The following is a 20,311-nucleotide window of genomic DNA, read 5'->3' on the forward strand; positions in this document are numbered from 1 at the left end:
TCCAATGGGAAAAATCCTACCAGTTCTTCTTGCTATGATTGGGCTCGGCGCAGGTGTCGGTGCAGGCATCGCTCTGCGCCCTGCACCCTCCGAAGTGGTGGAAATCAACCCGTGTGGTGACATTCCAACTGAAACCAAATCAAACCTTTCGGAGGAGAGCTCCGCAGAAGAGGGCGCCCCCAGCAGTGACTTCGTTAAAATGAACAACCAGTTCGTTATTCCGGTTTTGGGCAACGGCCAAGTCAGATCTCTGGTTGTCTTGTCACTCAGTTTGGAAATCGCCCCCGGGAGCAGTGAGGAATTCTATCAACGTGAACCGAAGTTGAGGGACGCATTCCTGCAGGTGCTGTTTGATCACGCAAACCTGGGTGGTTTTGACGGCGTATTCACCGAGGCCGGGAAGTTGGACGGGTTGCGCTTGGCTTTGACAGAGGTCGCAGAAAAGATCATGACAACGGATATCTTTGAGGTGCTGGTTACGGATATTGTGCGCCAGGATATCTGACAGGCCCTAAGGTTATAAATCGCATGGCATGGCGTCACCAAAGCCACTTTCGAGGCCGTCTTAACTGCATGCCCAATTCAACCCGCTACACTCTTGATGGTCCTCGTTGTGATTTGGTAATTCAACTTCGAAAAGACATGAGTTGGCCGGAATAGGCATCCAAATATCCTGTGCGACCACTCATCTTTTGCATGTCATGCGGAGTGGACAACCGCATAGGAATTCAATGCGTCCATCAGACAGACAGATGTTTCAACCAACAGCGCAGCCACACTTCAGGCCGCAACTATCCCAATTGGTGCTTACGAAGCCTTGCAACACACATCTCCAATTCGGGATCCTGAACTTGTCAACTTCGGGCTGTGGTCACGCCAGCGCGGGTGTTGTGCATCGCCCTTCAATACTAGGCGTTTGACCAGAGAGCTCCTAAGGAAATCGTGAGGGGAATGTGACTGGTGAAAAACCGACCAAAACCCCAGCGCCGGCTCGATTTAGTTCGCCCATCATCTCAAGTCAGGACTTTCTCGCCAACGGTTGGCCCGGAATGTCAGCGGACCACGAAATCTGCATGAAGAGCCCCTGCAGCTTTGATACTTTTCAAGATATCTATCATATCCCTTGGGGAAACGCCCAATGCGTTAAGCCCAGCGATAACTTCTGACAGAGATGTCCCCCCATCCACTTCCGCAAGGCCAACACCTGGCTCCTCCACAATATTTGCATCTGTCCGAGGTACAACAATGGCCTGCCCGTCAGTAAATGGGTTGGGCTGCACAACCAAAGGCGTCTCTTGAATACGCAGCGTGAGGTTGCCCTGTGACACCGCAACTCTGCTAATCCGCACATCTTCCCCCATCACAATCGTACCAGACCGCTGGTCCACCACAACACGCGCCTTGCGCTCTGGTTCGACTCTGAGGTTTTCAATGTCGCCCAGCGCGTGCGCGGGCGACAGCGCCCGTGTTTTGCTGATGTCAACGATTACAGTGCCACCATCAAGCATTCTGGAAACCACCCGGCCATAATTTTGGTTGATCACATTCTCAATCCGCTCGGCCGTTGTGAAATCTGGGGTGCGCAAGGCGAGGCGGATAGATTTAAGTTTGGTAAAATCGAAATCCAGTTCACGTTCGACCCGCGCACCGGCTGGAATAACGCCACTGGTGGGAACACCTTGAACCACTTTCGCGCCATCCCCTTCAGCCGAAGCACCACCTGCAATCACCGTGCCCTGGCTGACCGCGTAAATTTCCCCATCTGCCGCATTCAAGGGGGTCATGATCAGTGTCCCACCCAGCAAGCTTTTGGCATCCCCAATTGCAGAAACCGTTACGTCAATTCTTGACCCTGCCCGTGCAAATGGCGGCAACGCGGCTGTGACAAACACTGCTGCAACATTCTTGGGCCGAAACTGCTCACCCGTAATGTTCACGCCGAGGCGTTCCAAAATATTGGACATGATGTCTTCGGTAAACGGAGCATTGCGAATGCCATCCCCCGTTCCATTCAACCCGACCACCAGCCCATAGCCGATCAGGTCATTTCCGCGAACGCCATCAAATTCAACAAGATCCTTAATTCGGATCGTATTTGCCTGCACTGACATGGCTGAGACGAGGAGAAGGAAAATAGCTGCAAGTATTTGTTTCATCGCATGAAATCCGTGAAATTCAGTTTCGACATACGCGCCGTAACAGTGTAGAGGCTTTCCAGTTGGGAATAGGCTGCCTGAAGCTCTGTCGCAGTATCGTAGGGATCAGCCGAAATGAGGTTTGAGCGTGTAATTTCAAGGGCTGACTTCTCAGCCTCATTCCGAGTTTGAGCAGCATCCACGCGCGCTTCAACAGCGCCGATGCCTGCACGCGCTAGCACAAGCCCGTCATTTGCGCCCAAGAGGTCCTGCGCCGCAATCTTTGTCAGCTCAATCTGCTGCTCAACACTGCCATTCAGTGCGCCCTCAGCCATCACTGCACTTTTGACAGTTGCTTTCAAAACGTCTTTGATAGACTGGTCATTGGCGCGAATTGTCAGATCAGCAACCTCACCATTCCCCAACCGAATTGGTCCCATCGGATTGTCAGAACCGAGATAGGCCATGGTAGCGAATCCCCCAGCGGGATCGTCGAACCAGGCATCAATACTAGCAGAGATGTCGGCCGCATTGGTGTCACTTGCAATTGCAACCATAATTGCTTCGAGCATCTCTTCACCACTGATCAAGGGGGCCTTATCCGTTGCGGCACCAGCAAAAAGGGAGCGCCCCATAACATCGGTATTCAGCTGCGAAACGGCAGAGTGAAATTTCTGCTTTGCATCCATTGCAGTGGTTTGCACCATGGTAACATTTTTCGAGCTCGTCGCCGTCAGCATTCCGCTCACGAGGTCTTCACCCTGGCTTTGAATGGTTTCGAGCGCGATCTGGGTCGTGTTCGCCAAGATAGCCGCTTCATCCGTTGCGGTTTTATATGCCAGCAGGGTTTGCAGATCGTGCTCTATTCCTGCAATCGGGCCAAAATCACCAGACACGGCACGGCTTATGTCTGTCTTCAGACCCGTTGTCAGCTCTACACCCAGACGGCTCATCTCTGCCCGGAGCTTCGCCCCCTGTGAGCGAGAGTGGAACGCGGTGGCCAAATCACCAAAGGTCGTAAACATTTCGGTGCCTCCTCGTTAGATACTCAGCAATGCCTGAATCATCTCATCCGCTGCGGTGATCACCCGCGCATTGGCGGCATAGGCCTGCTCAATCATCATGAGTTTTTGCATTTCTGCATCCGTATCCACCCCCTTGCTCAACTCCATTTGCTTGAGGGAATTGTTTTGTGCCGAAGAAAAGCTGTATTGTGCTTCCGCCTCTTTCAAATCGGCCCCAACGATGGACAGCATATCTGCCGCCAAGCCCGCTGATGATCGCGCCGCGCCCAGGAAACCACCCGACGTTGGTGCCTTTGCCCGGCCCATAGCATCAGCAAGTTCGTTGATAAGAGTGGCATTTCCAGCCTCCCCCTGTGCGACTGCCCCCAACCCATCACGAATGCGCCACACAGCCCCCCCTTGTGTGGGATCAACAGCCGCGTGTAGGGAAATCCGCGCTGACAGGCCAAGCTCCGTTGCGAGATCAAGGGCATTTCCATTGTCAGTGAACAGTCCTGGATCCCCCACGGCCCGCGTAGCATCCACTGCTGGATCCTCAAACCGTTCCATCAGATCGCGGGCAAAACCATCCAGTCGTTGCTGGGCATCCACGGCGAGCTCATCCCTGACCTCAAACTCCGCCGCCAGAGAGCCACCGGCGATCGGGCTGCGATCACCGCTCGTGCGCAAGGGTTGACCATTCATCGTCAGACCAGACAATGCTCCGCTTGCCTGGGTCATTTCGGGAACAATCAAATTGACGGTCGAGAATTCAAACTGAGCCGCTTTCCCTTCCAGAACAATGGCACCGCCGGTGGTTACCAGCGCCACTTTTCCATTCTCTCTTGGCAGTTGTTTTAGCGGCAGGATTGACGACATTTCGTCAATGGTTTTCTGGCGTATATCCATAAGACCCGACGGGTCCACGCCTTGAGTGCGTGCCTGTTGGATCTTCGCATTCAAGGTTTCGACCTGCTTGAGGCCCGTATTCAATTTCTCAACCTGCAGAGCGATGTTCTGGTCAGCCTCCAAACGTTGCTCCTGCACCTTGTCGGAAACATTGTTAAGATGCGTTGCCACGTTGTTTGCCGCATCCACCACCGCGGACAAGCGCGCCTCACTGCCAGGTTGCGCGGCTGCTTCCACCAGCGCCGCATCAAGTTTCGCGATGCGTCCGGAAAGCGAACCGGGGTCATCCGGCGTTCCCAAAGCCATTTCCAATGACTTGAGAAATGCAGAGGTTGTACTGTCGTAACCTACGGCCGCATCGGTCAGCCGGCGATCCCCCAAAAGCACTTCGTCGGTATGTCGCGTCACCCCCTCGACGAACACACCGGATCCGGTTCCACCGAGCGTTCGCGAAGAAAGCTCCAATGACCGAGGGGCGTATCCCTCGGTCATGGCATTGGCCACATTGGACGACACAAGGCTTGCCGCCCGAGATTGTGCACTTAGCCCTGAAAGAGCGTTGTGCATGGTGCTTGTGATACTCATATCTCAACCTCCGATGACCACCCCGGAAGTTACCGTTTGATATTGGTGGTCTCCTGCAACATTTCATCAACGGTCTGAATGACCTTGGCGTTGGAACTATAGGCACGCTGGGTCTGGATCAGTGAGGTCAGTTCACCTGCCACATCCGTGGTGGACCCTTCGCGTGCAAAGCCAATCACTTCACCTGTCGGGCCGTCACCTGCATCCCACATGAAGAAGGAACCGGACTCGGGGGACACCTGATAGGCTTGGTTGGACAGGGATTTCAGGCCATTCGGGTTGGGCACATCCACCAAGGGAACCTGATAGATCGTCCTCGTGAAACCAGTGTCATAGGTGGCTTTCAGGAAGCCATGTTCGTCAATCTCGACCCCGGTCAGATTGCCGACGGGGGACCCGTCTTTGGAAATGGATGTGGGCGCAAAACTGTCCGAAAGCTGTGTGAGCCCGTTCGGGTCACCGATTTTTCCGATCGTAAGCGACAGCGGGCCACCATCGACGGTCAGGGCAAGTTCCCCTGTTGCAGCGTCATAGGCACCGCCGGATACCACCGCAACCGAGTTCAAGGTCCCCCCATCGGCACGGCTGTCATCAAATGTCAGCGTGTATTCCCCAATGACGTTATTGCCGCCAGCACTGTCCCGGATCACCATGGTCCATTGATTGGATGGCGCGGTTCCCGAGGCAGGCACAACCGGCGTGAAAGAGAAGTCCAATGTTTCGGATGTCCCGAGGTTGCCGAAATATTCAACGGACAAGGGCAATGTATCGCCTGGCGCCCCCACTTCGGTATCCACCGCAGGGAGGTTGACACCAAGTTTCAGGCGGGTTGTCGGGTCACCGGCAGTCTGGTTGGAATTGATTACAACTGGTTCAAGCCCGGCCCCGGAATCTCGTGGGAAAGTCCCGACATTTCCGTCTGCATCTGCGGGCCATCCCAGCAGCACCAGACCGGTTTCCGTTTTCAACACGCCTTCACTGTCCGTCCTGAACGAACCGGTCGTCGTCATCATCATCGGGCGATCCCCTGACCCGCTCCCCAAAAACACTTCCTGTGTCACGGGCAACATGCCGCTGCCACCAATGGCAATATCGAGGGGGTTTGATGTTGAAATCAGCGGGCCCGTTTCATCAATCAATCGCTGGGTCGACACGCGCACACCGCCCGCCGAATAAGTCCCGGCCCCGGCAGTTCCGCCGATCACCATACTTTGGAAATCCGCTGTCGCCCGCTTGTACCCGAAGGTCGAGGAGTTGGCGATATTATCGGAAATCGTCGCCAGACGGGTCGCGTTTGAACTCAAACCGGCAACCCCGGCACTCAGCGAGGAAGAAATAGTCATGGTGCGCCTTTCTGCTGCATCAGGTATGTCAACCCGGACCATAGTGCCCGACCCCTTAACAGCGGCCTAACAACTACAATCCGAATTTAATTGCTGCGCAGCACCGGCCGCCTTCAGGGTGTCTTCTTCCGCAGCAAAGTCAGTTCCACCCGGTTGTTGCGCAGGGCCATCGGGTTGCGCGCTGCGGGTTTGCGATCGGCATGTCCCGTCACGCGTTGGATCCTTCCGGTTTCCACCTGCTGCGCTTCGAGCAATTCGCGCATGGCCGTGGCCCGATCCCCGGACAGGTCCCAGGCCGTATTCCTTGCAACCACAACGGGTTGCGCACGAACATGTCCCCCGATGGCAATCTTGTTTTCCACCAGCCTGAAGATCCGTGCCATCACCCCTGCCAGCTCCTGCATCACCGGGGTCGGCGTGCTGGTTCCTGGTTCAAACAGGGGGTCACCTTCGATATCAAACAGCTCAATCAGCAGGCCCTCATCTGTCACGCGGGTCAGGATATGACGGCGGGTTGCCTCACTGACCATGCTTTCACCGGATTTCCCGCTGAGAAGCTCCTCGACCTTTTCGATTGCCTTGCTGTCCTGGGCCGAATCATCCACCTCACGCCCGCCGGAATTCTCTCCCTCCCGATCCTCGGTTGGGTTGCGCGGCAGCCCCCCATTGCCGGATTGGGCCAGCGTTTCCTCGGAAAAGATCGAATCCCCCCCGAAAGAGCCGGACCCACCGCCAGACACCCGATTGATCGGGATGGTCGGGCTGAAGTAATCCGCGATCCCCTTGCGTTGTTTTTCCGTTGTTGCATTCAACAGCCACATCAAGAGAAAGAAGGCCATCATCGCGGTCACGAAGTCGGCATAAGCCACTTTCCATGCGCCGCCGTGGTGTCCATCACCACCGCCCTTCTTCACCTTCTTGATGATTATTGGCGCTTGTCCATTTGCGCTCATACCACCACCTCATTTTTCACCCGAAGACAGGAATAGCAAAGAGGTGTTTATCCCCGCTTAACCTGTCAAATTGTCGGGATTTTCCGGTCGCTGCCGGGCGACGATCCGGTCCAGCTTTTTGTGACGGGGTGTTTTTCTTGACTTCATTGCACTTGCAACAATATTAATTAACGAGCGAAAGGATCGACCGGTTCGCGACGACCGGCAGCAACAGGGAAACGGAATGACCAATCACAATGGCCAGCGTGACATGCAGCGCGCAGTGTCGAATACCGGCACCAATATCGACTACATGCCCGGCTGGGCCAATGACTTTGAAACGGAAGCCCTGCCCGGCGCGTTGCCGCAGGGCATGAACTCTCCGCAGAAATGCAATTACGGTCTTTATGGCGAGCAGCTTTCGGGCACGGCCTTTACCGCCAACCCGCCGGAACGCACATGGTGTTACCGGATCCGCCCCTCGGTAAAGCATTCTGCCCGCTATACCAAAGTGGACATGCCATATTGGAAATCCGCCCCCTGCATTGACCCGGATGTGATCTCACTGGGCCAATATCGCTGGAACCCGGTTGAGGCGACAGAGGGGCTGAACTGGATCACCGGCATGCGCACCATGACCACGGCCGGGGATGTAAACACGCAGGTTGGCATGGCCTCGCATATCTATCTGGTCACAGAATCGATGGTGGATGATTATTTCTTCTCGGCCGACAGTGAGTTGCTGGTGGTGCCGCAGGAAGGCCGCCTGCGCTTTTACACCGAACTTGGCGTGATTGATCTGGAACCGAAAGAGATCGGGATCATTCCACGCGGGCTGGTCTATCGGGTGGAACTGGTCGAGGGGCCTGCGCGCGGCTTTGTCTGCGAAAACTATGGTCAGAAGTTTGAGCTGCCAGGGCGCGGGCCCATCGGGGCAAACTGCATGGCAAACCCGCGTGACTTCAAGGCGCCGGTGGCGGCATTTGAAGACCGTGAGGTGCCCTCCTCCATCACCGTGAAATGGTGTGGCCAGTTCCACAGGACCGAGATCGGCCAATCGCCGCTGGACGTGGTAGCGTGGCATGGCAACTATGCCCCTTACAAATACGACCTGCGCACCTATTGCCCGGTTGGGGCGATCCTGTTTGACCACCCGGATCCGTCGATTTTCACCGTTCTGACTGCGCCGTCAGGCCATCCGGGCACCGCCAATATCGACTTTGTCCTGTTCCGTGAACGCTGGATGGTGGCCGAAAACACCTTCCGCCCGCCCTGGTATCACAAGAACATCATGTCCGAGCTGATGGGCAATATTTACGGCCAGTATGACGCCAAACCGCAGGGCTTTGTGCCAGGCGGGATCAGCCTTCACAACATGATGCTGCCGCACGGGCCGGATCGGGATGCGTTTGAAGGCGCGTCCAATGCGGATCTGAAACCCGAAAAGCTCGACAACACCATGTCGTTCATGTTCGAAACCCGTTTCCCGCAACACCTGACCGAATTTGCCGCCAAGGAGGCCCCGTTGCAGGACGATTATATCGACTGCTGGGACAGCCTTGAGAAGAAATTCGACGGCACACCGGGTAAGAAATAAGGAGAGAGACGTGATGGGGTTGAAGCTCTACACCTACTGGCGGTCGACCACCTCTTACCGGGTGCGGATTGCGTTGAACCTGAAGGGTGTGCCCTATGAAAGCCACCCGGTGAACCTTGTGAAGGGTGAGCAGCGCAGCGCGGAGTTTCAGATGATGAACCCCGGCAAAGGCGTTCCGGTTTTAGAATTGGAAGACGGCACGGTGCTGACCCAATCGCTGGCGATCCTCGACTATCTGGATCATGCCTATCCTGACCCGGCGCTTCTGCCCGGCAATCCAATTGAGCGCGCCCGTGTCATGGCCGCGGCCCATATAATCGCACTCGACATCCATCCGGTGAACAACCTGCGTGTGGTGCAGCATCTGGACAAGATGGGGCACAGCAAGACCGACAGTGTCGACTGGATGGTGCACTGGATGACCGAAGGCCTGACCGCTTTTCAGGCGACACTGCCAACAGGCACGAAATTTGCCTTTGGCAACCGGCCGACGCTCGCGGATATCTGCCTTGTGTCGCAACTTTATAATGGGCATCGCTGGGGCGTCGACATGGCACCTTTTGCCCGCCTGACCGAAATTGAAGAAACCTGTCTGGCCCTGCCCGCCTTTGCCAAGGCCCGGCCAGAGGCCCAACCAGACGCTGAATGAGGACATCATGAGCCAACTGAAAAAATCCTGGGTGGACAGCGCCAATTCCGCCGACACCCCTTTTCCGCTGAACAACCTGCCCTATGGCGTTTTCTCTGTCGGCGATGAGGAACCGCGCTGTGGGGTGGCGATCGGGGACATGATCCTCGATATGGCCGGGGCCGAAGAGGCCGGGCTGATCGAAATCAGCGATGATCCCGTCTTTGACGTGCCATTCTGGAACGAGCTGATGGAACTGGGGTCTGATGCCTGGGCTGCGTTGCGCGCGCGTCTGGAACAGCTGCTCGGGGAACACTCTGGTGAACGTGACGCGGTGGAGCCTTTCCTCGTGGCGCAAGCGGATGCCGAGCTGCACATGCCGTTCCTTGTCTCGGAATACACCGATTTCTACGCCGGGCGTCAGCACGCCGCCAATATGGGTGCGATCCTGCGCGGCTCACCTGATCTTCCGGCCAACTGGCTGCACATCCCGATCGGCTACAATGGCCGGGCGTCCTCGGTGGTGATCTCGGGCACGCCGATCCACCGCCCCAACGGCCAGCGCAAAGCGCCCGACGCCGAGATGCCCAGCTTTGGTCCATCAATGCGTCTGGATATCGAGCTGGAGATGGGCGCCATCGTCGGCAAACCCTCCGCGTTTGGTCAGCCGATCACCGTGGATGAAGCCGACGACATGATCTTTGGATATGTGCTGCTGAATGACTGGTCTGCCCGCGACATTCAGGGCTGGGAATACCAACCGCTTGGGCCGTTTCAGGGCAAAGCCTTCGGCACCTCAATCTCGCCATGGATCGTGACCGCAAGCGCGCTGGAAGAGTTCCGCGCGCCCACGCCCGAGCGTGAAAAGGAACTGCTGCCGTATCTCGATGGCTCCAAAGACGGTCTTTACGACATCGAGCTTCAGGTGCTGATGCAGCCCGAAGGGGCCGACAAGGCGAGTATCATTGGGGAAACCAACTATACCCGCATGTATTATTCCGCCGCTGAGCAACTCTGCCACCACGCCATCGGTGGTTGCGGGATGAATGTGGGTGACCTGCTGGGCTCCGGCACCATCTCTGGCCCGACCAAAACCGAATACGGGTCGCTGATGGAAATGAGCTGGGCCGGGCGCGAGCCCTTCACGCTGGATACCGGCGAGACCCGCACCTTTATCGAGGACGGCGATACGCTCACCCTGCGCGGCGCCGCGAAAGGTGACGGGTTCCAGATCGGCTTTGGCGATTGCACAGGCCAGATCCTGCCCGCCAAGAGCTGGCCGAAATAATGGATCTGGCGCTCATCTCATCCTGCGGCCGATTGCCATTCGAGGATTGCCTCGGAGGGCATCAAAAGCATGATGATATTGAGCGCCAACCCGTCGCGGATCAGATAGGTGGTCAGCACCTCGAACCCAATGATAATGGCAACCGAGGCCCAGATCGGCAGGCGCAGCGCCAGCCAGAAGCCAAGGAACATCGCCAACATATCCGCGCCGGAGTTGATCACCGCATCGCCCCAATATTCGCCGGACACGGTGAACTCGCGATAGCGGTTGATCACCGCCTCGGTGTTCTCGGCCACCTCCCACGCGCCTTCAATCAGGGTTGCCACCAACAGCCGCCAGCCCAGCGCAAAGCGGCGCATGGTCAGGAAGGTCAGGCCGTAAAACAGGAAGCCGTGGATCAGGTGGCTGGGCGCGTACCAGTCCAAAAGATGCTGCGAGCCCTGCCCGCTGTCATCACCGGAATACCACAAAAGCACATATCCGCAGGGGCAATACAGGTTGCGCCCCATCCACAGAAGCGCCGCCAATGTGGCGACAAACACAAAGAAAACGGCCCAGTAGGGCATATGACGTCGATCAAACATGCAAGGACAGAATCACGTTATTCTGCCTGCGTCTAGGAAGGAAAACCCAACCATGGCAAAAGCTTTTGCGTCCCAAGGGGACATGACTGAGAAAAAGATCACCTTTGAAGAGGTGGGCCGCGATATCTATGCCTTCACCGCCGAAGGCGACCCGAATTCCGGCGTGATCATCGGCGATGACAGCGTGATGATCGTTGAGGCGCAGGCCACGCCGCGCCTTGCAAACAAGGTGATCGAATGCGTGCGTTCGGTGACGGACAAGCCGATCTCCCACGTGGTGCTGACCCACTATCACGCCGTGCGCGTGCTGGGCGCGTCTGCCTTTGGGGCAGATCAGATCATCATGGGCGACACGGCCCGCGCGATGGTGGTGGAACGCGGTCAGGAAGACTGGGACAGCGAGTTTCAACGCTTCCCGCGCCTGTTTGAAGGGCATGAGAGCATTCCCGGCCTGACCTGGCCCACCACCACCTTCTCGGACGACATGACCGTCTATCTCGGCAACCGCCGCATCGACCTGATGCATCTGGGCCGCGCCCACACGGCGGGCGATATCGTGATCCATGTGCCGGATGAAAACGTGATGTTCACCGGCGACATCGTCGAATACCACTCCGCCTGCTATTGCGGGGACGGGCATTTCAGCGATTGGGGCGACACGCTCGACAATATCGCCGCCTTCGACGTGGACGCGATTGCGCCGGGTCGGGGGGATGCCCTCGTCGGCAAAGACATGGTCAACGCCGCGATTGAAAACACCCGCGATTTCGTCGAAAGCACCTACCGCCCCGCCGCGCGTGTTGCCGCGCGCAATGGCACGCTCAAAGAAGCCTGGGATGCGGTGCGCGCCGAATGTGACCCGAAATTCGCCGACTACGCGATCTACGAACACTGCCTGCCCTTCAACGTCGCCCGCGCCTATGACGAGGCCCGCGGCATCGACACCCCGCGCATCTGGACCGCCCAGCGCGATCTGGAAATGTGGGAGGCGCTGCAGGGCTGACCGGCCGCCCCGGCCCCTTATTTTCTGGTTGAAAATATCCCCGCCGGAGGCACCCGACATCACAACATGGACCCGCGCCCGGGAGGGGGCGCTGGTCCGCAAGAAACGCGCCGAACCCATGGCCGCCCCAGCGCTCCTGGCCGGTCTCTTGTCGGAGGAGGAACGACATGACAAAAATCTTTGAAACCCCGCTTTATTCCTATAAGCGGAGCCCCGATCAGGACGCCGACACGCAGGTGCGCCGCAAGGTCGTGGTGATCGGCGCCGGCCCCATCGGCCTCGCCATGGGCATCGAAATGGCCCAGGAAGGCATCGAGGTGGTGATCCTTGATGACAATGACAAGGTCTCTTTCGGGTCGCGTGCGGTGTGCTACGCCAAGCGTCCGCTGGAAATCCTCGACCGTCTGGGCTGTGGCCAGCCGATGGTCGACAAGGGCGTCGAATGGAACATCGGCAAGGTGTTTTTTGACGACCGCGAGGTGTATCAGTTCAACCTGCTGCCGGAAGAAGGCCACGAACGCCCGGCCTTCATCAACCTGCAGCAATATTACTTCGAAGAATATCTGGTAAACCGCGTGCGCGAACTGGAAGCCGCCGGCGCGCCGATCGAAATTCGCGGCAACAACAAGGTCACCGCGATCGGCACGCATGACGATCATGTCACGCTGGAAATCGACACGCCGGACGGGCCCTATAACCTCGAAGCAGAATGGCTGGTGCCCTGTGACGGGGCCGGATCGCCTGCGCGCAAGATGCTGGGGCTCGATTTTGTGGGCCGCGTCTTTGAAGACAACTTCCTGATTGCCGATGTGATCATGGAAGCCGGGTTCCCGACCGAACGCTGGTTCTGGTTCGACCCGCCCTTCAACCGTGGTCAGTCCGCCCTTCTGCACAAACAGCCCGACAATGTCTGGCGCATTGACCTGCAGCTGGGCTGGGACATCGACAAGGAAGAAGAGAAGAAACCGGAAAACGTCATCCCGCGCCTCAAGGCGATGCTGGGCGAGGATGTGAAGTTCGAGCTGGAATGGGTGTCGATCTACACGTTCCAATGCCGCCGGATGGAAAAATTCCGCCACGGCCGCGTGATCTTTGCCGGGGACGCCGCCCACCAAGTCTCGCCCTTTGGGGCGCGCGGGGCAAATTCCGGCCTGCAGGACACGGACAACCTGGGCTGGAAACTGAAACTGGTGATGGAGGGCAAAGCCCCCGAAAGCCTGCTTGACAGCTATGACATGGAACGGGTGCATGGGGCGGATGAGAACATCCTGAATTCCTCCCGCTCCACCGATTTCATCACGCCGAAATCCGAGATGAGCCGCATTCTGCGGGATGCGGTGCTGGACCTGTCGGAACAGTTCGAATTTGCCCGTCCGCTGGTCAATTCCGGGCGCCTCTCGGTGCCCTGCACCTATGATGGCTCGCCGCTGAACTCGTCCGATGCGCTGGATGGCCCGGAGCGCACCCGCCCCGGCTCCCCTTGCCCGGATGTGCCGCTGGGGGAGGCTTTTTTGCTGCCGAAACTGGGGGGCAGGTTCACCCTGCTGACCATCGACGCAGATGCGCCGGATGTGATTGAGGAAGACGGAATTGAAGTCACCCGGCTGGCCCTGTCGGTCAGGGATGACAAATCCGGGGCCCTCAAAGCCCGCTATCTGGGCGATGCGCCCAGCGGCGTCTACCTGATCCGCCCGGACCAACACGTGGCCGCCCGTCGCCCCAGCTATGACGACAATCTGTTCCGCGCCGCCATTCGCCGCGCCACTGGCAAGGAGTAAGTGACATGACCGAGAATCAACTGATCCTGACCCCGAATATCGACGGCGCAGACGATTTTTATGCCGAGCTTCTGACCGCCCATGAGGGGTTGTCGAAAGAAGATAGCGACGCGCTGAATGCGCGGATTGTGCTGGTCCTGGCCAACCATGTCGGGAACCGCAATGTGCTGTCGGCTGCAATCAACGCGGCCAAATCCGCTTTGAAATAAGAAAACCGCGGGGCGCGTCAGGCGCCCCGCCCGTCCCGCTGAAATATCCCTTTCAGACAGAGGGTTCGCGGCTTTGGCATCTCTCTGACTGCGCGCGATGACCCGCCTTTCAGGAGGGAACATTGCGTTTGGCAAACAGCGTTTCCCCGTAATTCTCCAACGCGCTGAACACCGCCTCATCCTTTGGTGCCAACCGTGATCATTCCCGGTCCTTACAACACCTGATCTCCCCGCCTTTCCTTCGCTGTTGCCAATTCCCCAAAAATTTGATCAAATTAACCAAAGGCGAGACCTGCAGGGCTTGCGCCCAGAATTTTTGAATGCAAGAGTGCCACCAAATCCGTCCAGGGAGTCAGGAATATGATCGAGAAACGCGACTTTTACATCAATGGCCAATGGGTCGCCCCGGCCAAGGCACATGATTGCGAGGTGATCGACCCGTCGACCGAAGAGGTCTGCGCAGTGATCTCACTCGGTGATCAGGCTGACACAGACGCCGCCGTGGCCGCCGCCAAAGACGCTTTCAAAAGCTGGAGCGTGACCTCAAAAGAGGAGCGGCTGGCGCTGATCGAAAAGATCCATCAGGTCTATGCCGCCCGGGCCGAGGATCTGGCACAGGCGATGACCCTGGAAATGGGGGCCCCTCTTGACCTGTCGCGCAGTTCTCAGGTGGGGGCCGGCAGCTGGCATATTGCGAATTTCATCAAGGCGTTCAGAGAGTTCGAATTTGACCGGATGCTGGGGGATCACGCCCCGAATGACCGTCTTCTGTATGAACCGGTTGGCGTGACCGCGCTGATCACACCATGGAACTGGCCGATGAACCAGGTGGCGCTGAAAGTGGTGGCCGCGCTTGCTGCGGGCTGCACCATGGTGCTGAAACCGTCCGAAGTGGCGCCGCTCTCGTCGATTGTCTGGACCGAGATCATGGACGAAGCCGGGGTTCCCGCGGGCGTCTACAACATGGTCAATGGTGACGGCATGGGTGTTGGGTCACAGCTCACCTCGCACCCGGATGTGGACATGGTCAGCTTCACGGGCTCCACCCGCGCGGGCATCGCGATTTCCAAATCCGCCGCCGACACGATCAAACGCGTGGCGCTGGAACTGGGCGGCAAGGGTGCCAACATCATCTTTGATGACGCGGACGAAAAGGCCGTGGTGCGCGGGGTGCGCCACATGATGCAGAACACCGGACAAAGCTGTAACGCCCCCTCGCGGATGCTGGTGCAGCGCGGGATCTATGACCAAGCAGTTGAAATCGCTCGTGAAACCGCCGAGAAGACCGCCGTGGACGTGGCCCATAAAGAAGGTCGCCATATCGGCCCGGTGGTGAGCGAGCTGCAATGGGGCAAGATCCAGGATCTGATCCAGAAAGGTATCGACGAAGGCGCGCGCCTTGTGGCCGGTGGCCTTGGGCGCCCGGAAGGTCTGAACAAAGGTTACTTTGTCAAACCCACCGTCTTTGCCGACGCCAACAACCAGATGACCATCGCGCGCGAGGAAATCTTTGGCCCGGTCCTGACCATGATCCCGTTTGACACCGAGGAAGAGGCGGTCGAAATCGCCAATGACACGGTTTACGGCCTGACCAACTATGTGCAGACCCAAAACGGCGAGCGCCTGAACCGCGTGATCCGCCAAATGCGCTCTGGCATGGTTGAAGCCAACGGCACCTCGCGCGCCGCAGGCTCGCCCTTCGGGGGGTACAAACAATCCGGCATCGGCCGCGAAGGCGGCGAATTGGGCATCGAGGATTTCCTCGAAGTGAAAGCCGTGTCGGGCTGGTTCAACGGGTGATCCTCCGTCATCGGAAACACAAAAGGGCTCGCAATTTGCGGGCCCTTTTCCAATTGCGCCCCTGTGAGCACGCCGAACGCCCACGACATTGATATCTCTTGCCGCGTTTCGGTTTTGCCCTGTGTCAGGTTAAAACCGAAACGCTTTAGTTAAAAGCAAGCACTGCAAACAGTACGACCAAAACACCCATGCCAATGTTGAACATACTGAGCGCCGGCATCTTCGCAGCCGCCTCAGCATCACCGGCCATTGCAAGCGCGCCGGTCTTTCCGGCAACGACAATTCCTGCGATCAAAGCGCCTACTGCAACCAGTTTTATCCAGAATATGAACGGCCCGGAACTCCATATCCCCCCGGCAGTTGCCATCAAAACACCTGTGATCAGGATCAGGCCAAGACCAATGTGGCCAATCATTTTAAGCGGCTTGACCGCCCGCCCCAAGACAGGTTTGTGCTCAAGCTCAGCCTTGTCAGCAAGCGCCCCAATGACAGGTAATCCAAAGGCCGAAGCCCCACCCATGAACAAGCCCAGAATATGGGCCGTCAGCGCCAAATCATTTGCTAGCGACATCTCATCCCCCCTTTCGCTTTTCTGCACATATTTGAGCGCATCCCCGCCATCATTACAAGAATACGGGACTGAACCACCAAATGCCGCAGACTATACAGCAATTTCAGCACGCCTTTGGGGCAAGGATTTCCTCGACGTGAAAGCGGTGTCGGGCTGGCCGTATGGGTAACTCCCGGTCACTAGAACCAAGAAAGGGCTCGCAATTTGCGGGCCCTTTTGGCAACTTTCATTCAAACCTTATTTGAGCGTTTCTCATGAAGCCAATTGGACTAATTCTCACAGGCCTCCTACTAGGGGGAACAGCATCGCATTTTCTGACACGTGGGTATGAGGCGTTGGGTGCAGGGACTTCATATACCTACCGCTGCGTTCAACTTGATCACGAAGCGAATGCCCGTGATGCAGCAGAAGCAATCATGGAGCTACTTCTCAATTCCGAGAACGCTCATGAGCTTGAGCATGTGATTACAGAAGCCGGATGGCGCGTGGATGGGTTTTCAAAAGGCGACCATAGCATCATCATGGCTCTACCACCTGACCATGGGATGGGTTTGGAATTTGTCCGAACAGCCTCAGGCCAAATTGATCTCCAACCCCTGCCCGGCAGCCCACGTTGCGCCGAAAATCAAGCCCGCCGCACCACCACGGACCCCACAGAATAGCCAGCCCCAAACGAACAGATCACGCCGGTATCCCCTGCGGCCAGATCGTCGGAGTATTTCGAGAACGCGATGATCGACCCTGCTGAGGAGGTGTTGGCGTAGTCTTGCAGGATGTTGGGCTGTTCGCCCTCTTCCGGCACACGACCCAGCACCTTTTTCCCGATGAAATCATTCATCGTCTTGTTGGCCTGATGCAGCCAGATCCGTTTCAGATCATCTTGCCCCACGCCCAGTTCTTCCATGTGGCCAAGGATATGTTTCGAGACAATCGGGAGCACTTCTTTGAACACTTTGCGGCCGTTTTGCATGAACTGCATGTCACGGCGGTCGGGCAGCGCGCCGCCTTCTTCGCGGGTGCGGCGCAGGAAACCGTTATTGTTGCGGATATTGTTGGAAAACTGCGTCAGGCATTTGGTGCCGAGGATCTCAAAATGCGCGCCTTTTGCGTCCTCTTTCCGTTCCAGAACGGTCGCCGTGCAGACATCGCCGAAGATGAAGTGGCAATCCCGGTCGCGCCATTCCAGATGGGCCGAACAGATCTCGGGGTTGACCACCAGCGCGCGGCGCACAGACCCCGACCGGATCATGTCTGCCGCCGCCTGAATGCCGAACGTGGCCGAGGAACAGGCGACATTCATGTCAAAGCCAAACCCCCCAGCCCCCAGCGCCTGTTGGATCTCAATCGCAATCGCCGGGTAGGCGCGTTCGTGATTGGAGGCGGCGCAGATCACGAGATCAATCTGATCCGCCGTGATCCCGGCCTTCTCCAACGCTTTCTCACAGGCATCCACCGCCATTTCGGTCATGATCCCCGGTTCCTCATCCGTGCGCGCCCGCAACCGTGGCCGCATAAGCTCTGGATCCAGCACCCCGCTTTTGTCCATGACAAAGCGTTGGTGAATGCCTGAGGCGGACACGATGAAGTCTTCGCTGGAGGCGCCGATCGGCTCCATCTCTCCGGCCGCAATCGCAGCGGCGTTTTCCGCGTTCATCCGCGCGGCATAGGCGTTGAACGCCTCAACCAGTTCGGCATTGGTGATGATTTCAGAGGGGGTGAAAACACCGGTGCCGGTGATGACGGGTTGGAACATGCGAACCTCCTGCAATGTCCGCATACTCAAGCAAAGACGGGCAGAAAGGGCAAGATAGGTGACGCTTGGTCAGCTGGGCTTTGCGCCCTCGTCGGGCGTTGCTGGGGCGCTGCCCCAGACCCCGAGGTATTTGGGGCAAGAAAAAGCACATCGGATCAGAACGGAGTTTTTGCGCGAAAACTCATACCTTTGCCCCCATCCGGGTGGCGCAGGCGGAGCTGTTCGGCATGCAGCATCAGGCGCGGCGCGTTCAGGGCGTCGCCGGTTGCGTAGAACGGATCCCCCAGGATCGGGTGGCCAAGTTCCAGCATATGCACGCGGAGCTGGTGGCTGCGCCCGGTTTTGGGAAAGAGCCGCACCCGTGTATTGCCCGCCTCATACCGCATCACTTTCCAGTCGGTGATGGCCTGTTTGCCGTTTTCATGGTCCACATGCTGTTTTGGCCGGTTGGGCCAGTCAACGATAAGCGGCAGGTCGACGGTGCCTTCTTTCTGCGCCAATTCCCCCCAAACCCGCGCAACATAGGTCTTTTTGGTCTGACGCTTTTCAAATTGCAGTCCCAGGTGGCGTTGCGCATGAGGGGTCATGGCAAAAACCATCACGCCGGACGTATCACGATCCAGGCGATGCACCAGGAGAGCTTCGGGGAACACGTTCTGAATACGTGAGATCAGGCAGTCCGCAAGATGCTCCCCTTTTCCGGGGACAGACAGCAATCCGGAGGGTTTATCCACCACGAGGATTTCATGGTCCTGGTGGAGAATCACCAAAGGGTCCTGCGGAGGGGCGTAGTCATCAGTCATGTCGGGCGGGATAGCCGGGCAGGCGGAAAGAGGCAAGGGACCGAGCGCTGAGGGGAGAGAGTTGACCAATGCGGCACGCACCCGTTCTTGCGGGAGAGTGTATGTTACCATTTCAAGGGGAAATGGTGCCCAGAAGAGGACTCGAACCTCCACGTCCATACGGACACTAGCACCTGAAGCTAGCGCGTCTACCAATTCCGCCATCTGGGCACGGTTGGTGAGGGGCGATGTAATGGGTATGCCGGGGGGGGTCAAGCGGGAAATGTGGGTTTTTTGAAAAAACCTTTCCACCTTGCCCAAACCGGTCTGGAAAGCTATGAATTTGCGCGAGATATGCGAAAGCATTTGCGCGAGATTTGCAAGGAGGACATGGATGTCCAAGCTAGTGACCATTTACGGCGGGTCCGGTTTTGTAGGGCGCTATGTTGCGCGCCGCATGGCAAAGCAGGGCTGGCGTGTTCGCGTGGCGGTGCGCCGCCCGAACGAGGCCCTTTTCGTCAAACCCTATGGTGCAGTCGGCCAGGTTGAGCCGATGCTGTGCAATATCCGCGATGACAATTCAGTGCGCGAGGTCATGCAAGGCGCTGATGCTGTTGTGAATTGTGTCGGCATCCTGCTGCCGCGTGGCAAGAACACCTTCCATCAGGTGCACGACATCGCCGCTGGCCGGATCGCCCAAATTGCAGCCGAAGAAGGCGTTGAGCACCTTGTGCATGTGTCGTCACTGGCCTCGGATCCGGACGCCCCCAGCCAATATGGCCGCACCAAAGCGCGCGGTGATGCCGCCGTGCAGGAGGCATTCCCCTCTGCCGTCATCCTGCGTCCGTCGATCATTTTTGGGCAGGAAGATGCGTTCTTCAACCGCTTCGCAAACATGACCCGGATGAGCCCGGTGATTCCCGTGGTCGGCGCTGACACCAAATTCCAGCCGGTGCATGTGGATGACGTGGCCGCAGCTGCGGAGAAAGCTGTTCTCGGTCAGGCCGAGGCTGGCATTTACGAACTTGGTGGTCCGGATGTGGAGAGCTTCCGCGATCTGCTCAAGCGTATGCTGCGCCATGTGCAGCGTCGCCGTGGCATCGTGAACATCCCGTTCGGCATTGCCCGCATCAATGCGTTTGCATTCGACATGGTGCAGAAGCTCAGCTTTGATCTGGTGCCGTCGCTTCTGAGCCGCGACCAGGTGCGCAACCTGCGCGTGGACCACGTGGTCAGTGATGATGCGAAAGGCTTTGCCGATCTGGGCATTCAGCCGAAGGCCATGGACGCGATGCTGCCCGATTACCTGTGGCGCTTCCGCGAAAACGGACAATATGCAGCCATCACGGCGTCTGCCAAGAACCTCAAAGCCTGAGGTCACGGCATCTGAAATGCAAAAAGGCGCGGCAG

The 20,311-nt window shown here is 57.7% G+C and carries 18 protein-coding genes and 1 tRNA gene; 9 read left to right on the forward strand and 10 right to left on the reverse strand.

What is annotated here, in order from left to right; translation table 11 throughout:
- Positions 1–4 precede the first annotated feature (4 nt).
- A complete protein-coding gene (locus XMD517_RS09485; protein WP_173486069.1) occupies positions 5–505 on the forward strand; it encodes a flagellar basal body-associated FliL family protein in 501 nt (166 codons plus the stop codon).
- 547 nt (positions 506–1,052) lie between these two features.
- On the opposite strand, the gene XMD517_RS09490 is transcribed toward XMD517_RS09485, so the two are convergent.
- The 5 genes from XMD517_RS09490 to XMD517_RS09510 all read right to left on the reverse strand — a co-directional run bounded on the left by XMD517_RS09490 (position 1,053) and on the right by XMD517_RS09510 (position 6,929).
- Entirely contained in the window at positions 1,053–2,156 is a 1,104-nt protein-coding gene (locus tag XMD517_RS09490) for a flagellar basal body P-ring protein FlgI (protein ID WP_173486070.1), read from the reverse strand.
- On the reverse strand, positions 2,153–3,160 hold the full coding sequence (locus XMD517_RS09495) for a flagellin (RefSeq protein ID WP_173486071.1): 1,008 nt from the start codon (positions 3,158–3,160) through the stop codon (positions 2,153–2,155). Before XMD517_RS09495 ends, XMD517_RS09490 begins: the two co-directional genes overlap by 4 nt.
- A 15-nt stretch (positions 3,161–3,175) precedes the next feature.
- The gene (gene flgK, locus XMD517_RS09500) at positions 3,176–4,633 is read right to left on the reverse strand and encodes a flagellar hook-associated protein FlgK (protein WP_173486072.1); all 1,458 of its coding nucleotides are present in this window, start codon (positions 4,631–4,633) and stop codon (positions 3,176–3,178) included.
- Between the two features lie 29 nt (positions 4,634–4,662).
- Entirely contained in the window at positions 4,663–5,976 is a 1,314-nt protein-coding gene (locus XMD517_RS09505) for a flagellar hook protein FlgE (protein ID WP_173486073.1), read from the reverse strand.
- A gap of 113 nt (positions 5,977–6,089) precedes the next feature.
- Positions 6,090–6,929, reverse strand: a complete 840-nt coding sequence (locus XMD517_RS09510; RefSeq protein WP_173486074.1) for a flagellar motor protein MotB — start codon at positions 6,927–6,929, stop codon at positions 6,090–6,092.
- A gap of 223 nt (positions 6,930–7,152) precedes the next feature.
- Here XMD517_RS09510 and hmgA point away from each other — a divergent pair, with 223 nt between their 5' ends.
- The 3 genes from hmgA to fahA are packed head-to-tail and all read left to right on the forward strand — an operon-like array spanning position 7,153 to position 10,421.
- Positions 7,153–8,505 (forward strand): homogentisate 1,2-dioxygenase, encoded by a 1,353-nt coding sequence (gene hmgA / locus XMD517_RS09515; protein WP_173486075.1) that lies wholly within the window; start codon positions 7,153–7,155, stop codon positions 8,503–8,505.
- 13 nt (positions 8,506–8,518) lie between these two features.
- Complete coding sequence (gene maiA, locus XMD517_RS09520) at positions 8,519–9,154, forward strand: maleylacetoacetate isomerase (RefSeq protein ID WP_173486350.1); 636 nt, start codon at positions 8,519–8,521, stop codon at positions 9,152–9,154.
- Between the two features lie 7 nt (positions 9,155–9,161).
- Complete coding sequence (gene fahA, locus XMD517_RS09525; RefSeq protein WP_173486076.1) at positions 9,162–10,421, forward strand: fumarylacetoacetase; 1,260 nt, start codon at positions 9,162–9,164, stop codon at positions 10,419–10,421.
- A gap of 17 nt (positions 10,422–10,438) precedes the next feature.
- Here the strand turns inward: fahA and XMD517_RS09530 are convergent, their stop codons facing one another.
- Positions 10,439–11,005: a DUF2585 family protein gene (locus tag XMD517_RS09530; protein WP_173486077.1), complete on the reverse strand. Its 567-nt coding sequence runs from the start codon at positions 11,003–11,005 to the stop codon at positions 10,439–10,441.
- A 52-nt stretch (positions 11,006–11,057) separates the two neighbouring features.
- Here XMD517_RS09530 and XMD517_RS09535 point away from each other — a divergent pair, with 52 nt between their 5' ends.
- The 4 genes from XMD517_RS09535 (at position 11,058) to XMD517_RS09550 (ending at position 15,795) form a co-directional block, all read left to right on the forward strand.
- Positions 11,058–12,008 carry an MBL fold metallo-hydrolase gene (locus XMD517_RS09535; RefSeq protein ID WP_173486078.1) on the forward strand — a complete coding sequence of 317 codons (951 nt, stop codon included), beginning with the start codon at positions 11,058–11,060 and terminating at the stop codon, positions 12,006–12,008.
- A 167-nt stretch (positions 12,009–12,175) separates the two neighbouring features.
- Positions 12,176–13,786: an FAD-dependent oxidoreductase gene (locus XMD517_RS09540; RefSeq protein WP_173486079.1), complete on the forward strand. Its 1,611-nt coding sequence runs from the start codon at positions 12,176–12,178 to the stop codon at positions 13,784–13,786.
- Positions 13,787–13,791: 5 nt separating this feature from the next.
- Entirely contained in the window at positions 13,792–13,995 is a 204-nt protein-coding gene (locus XMD517_RS09545; RefSeq protein ID WP_173486080.1) for a DUF2783 domain-containing protein, read from the forward strand.
- A gap of 360 nt (positions 13,996–14,355) precedes the next feature.
- On the forward strand, positions 14,356–15,795 hold the full coding sequence (locus XMD517_RS09550; RefSeq protein ID WP_173486081.1) for an aldehyde dehydrogenase family protein: 1,440 nt from the start codon (positions 14,356–14,358) through the stop codon (positions 15,793–15,795).
- A gap of 145 nt (positions 15,796–15,940) precedes the next feature.
- Here XMD517_RS09550 and XMD517_RS09555 read toward each other — a convergent pair whose 3' ends face one another.
- The 4 genes from XMD517_RS09555 to XMD517_RS09570 form a co-directional block, all read right to left on the reverse strand.
- Positions 15,941–16,366: a hypothetical protein gene (locus XMD517_RS09555; RefSeq protein ID WP_173486082.1), complete on the reverse strand. Its 426-nt coding sequence runs from the start codon at positions 16,364–16,366 to the stop codon at positions 15,941–15,943.
- 625 nt (positions 16,367–16,991) lie between these two features.
- A complete protein-coding gene (locus tag XMD517_RS09560; protein WP_173486083.1) occupies positions 16,992–18,119 on the reverse strand; it encodes a beta-ketoacyl-ACP synthase III in 1,128 nt (375 codons plus the stop codon).
- A 155-nt stretch (positions 18,120–18,274) separates the two neighbouring features.
- The gene (locus XMD517_RS09565; RefSeq protein ID WP_371810660.1) at positions 18,275–19,081 is read right to left on the reverse strand and encodes an RluA family pseudouridine synthase; all 807 of its coding nucleotides are present in this window, start codon (positions 19,079–19,081) and stop codon (positions 18,275–18,277) included.
- Positions 19,046–19,132, reverse strand: a tRNA-Leu gene (locus XMD517_RS09570). Before XMD517_RS09570 ends, XMD517_RS09565 begins: the two co-directional genes overlap by 36 nt.
- Positions 19,133–19,295: 163 nt before the next feature.
- On the opposite strand from XMD517_RS09570, the gene XMD517_RS09575 reads away from it, so the two are divergent.
- Complete coding sequence (locus XMD517_RS09575) at positions 19,296–20,276, forward strand: complex I NDUFA9 subunit family protein (protein ID WP_173486085.1); 981 nt, start codon at positions 19,296–19,298, stop codon at positions 20,274–20,276.
- The last annotated feature ends 35 nt before the right edge of the window (positions 20,277–20,311 follow it).

It is taken from the genome of Aliiroseovarius sp. xm-d-517 (assembly GCF_013283135.1).
Taxonomy (GTDB): Bacteria; Pseudomonadota; Alphaproteobacteria; order Rhodobacterales; family Rhodobacteraceae; genus Aliiroseovarius; species Aliiroseovarius crassostreae.

Coding starts and splice junctions, on each gene's coding strand:
- fahA (WP_173486076.1), top strand. CDS start 9,162: ATGAGCCAACTGAAAAAATCCTGGGTGGACAGCGCCAATTCCGCCGAC.
- XMD517_RS09545 (WP_173486080.1), top strand. CDS start 13,792: ATGACCGAGAATCAACTGATCCTGACCCCGAATATCGACGGCGCAGAC.
- XMD517_RS09550 (WP_173486081.1), top strand. CDS start 14,356: ATGATCGAGAAACGCGACTTTTACATCAATGGCCAATGGGTCGCCCCG.
- XMD517_RS09510 (WP_173486074.1), bottom strand. CDS start 6,929: ATGAGCGCAAATGGACAAGCGCCAATAATCATCAAGAAGGTGAAGAAG.
- XMD517_RS09560 (WP_173486083.1), bottom strand. CDS start 18,119: ATGTTCCAACCCGTCATCACCGGCACCGGTGTTTTCACCCCCTCTGAA.
- XMD517_RS09495 (WP_173486071.1), bottom strand. CDS start 3,160: ATGTTTACGACCTTTGGTGATTTGGCCACCGCGTTCCACTCTCGCTCA.
- XMD517_RS09505 (WP_173486073.1), bottom strand. CDS start 5,976: ATGACTATTTCTTCCTCGCTGAGTGCCGGGGTTGCCGGTTTGAGTTCA.
- XMD517_RS09555 (WP_173486082.1), bottom strand. CDS start 16,366: ATGTCGCTAGCAAATGATTTGGCGCTGACGGCCCATATTCTGGGCTTG.
- XMD517_RS09540 (WP_173486079.1), top strand. CDS start 12,176: ATGACAAAAATCTTTGAAACCCCGCTTTATTCCTATAAGCGGAGCCCC.
- XMD517_RS09565 (WP_371810660.1), bottom strand. CDS start 19,081: ATGGACGTGGAGGTTCGAGTCCTCTTCTGGGCACCATTTCCCCTTGAA.
- XMD517_RS09485 (WP_173486069.1), top strand. CDS start 5: ATGGGAAAAATCCTACCAGTTCTTCTTGCTATGATTGGGCTCGGCGCA.
- flgK (WP_173486072.1), bottom strand. CDS start 4,633: ATGAGTATCACAAGCACCATGCACAACGCTCTTTCAGGGCTAAGTGCA.
- XMD517_RS09575 (WP_173486085.1), top strand. CDS start 19,296: ATGTCCAAGCTAGTGACCATTTACGGCGGGTCCGGTTTTGTAGGGCGC.
- maiA (WP_173486350.1), top strand. CDS start 8,519: ATGGGGTTGAAGCTCTACACCTACTGGCGGTCGACCACCTCTTACCGG.
- XMD517_RS09530 (WP_173486077.1), bottom strand. CDS start 11,005: ATGTTTGATCGACGTCATATGCCCTACTGGGCCGTTTTCTTTGTGTTT.
- XMD517_RS09535 (WP_173486078.1), top strand. CDS start 11,058: ATGGCAAAAGCTTTTGCGTCCCAAGGGGACATGACTGAGAAAAAGATC.
- hmgA (WP_173486075.1), top strand. CDS start 7,153: ATGACCAATCACAATGGCCAGCGTGACATGCAGCGCGCAGTGTCGAAT.
- XMD517_RS09490 (WP_173486070.1), bottom strand. CDS start 2,156: ATGAAACAAATACTTGCAGCTATTTTCCTTCTCCTCGTCTCAGCCATG.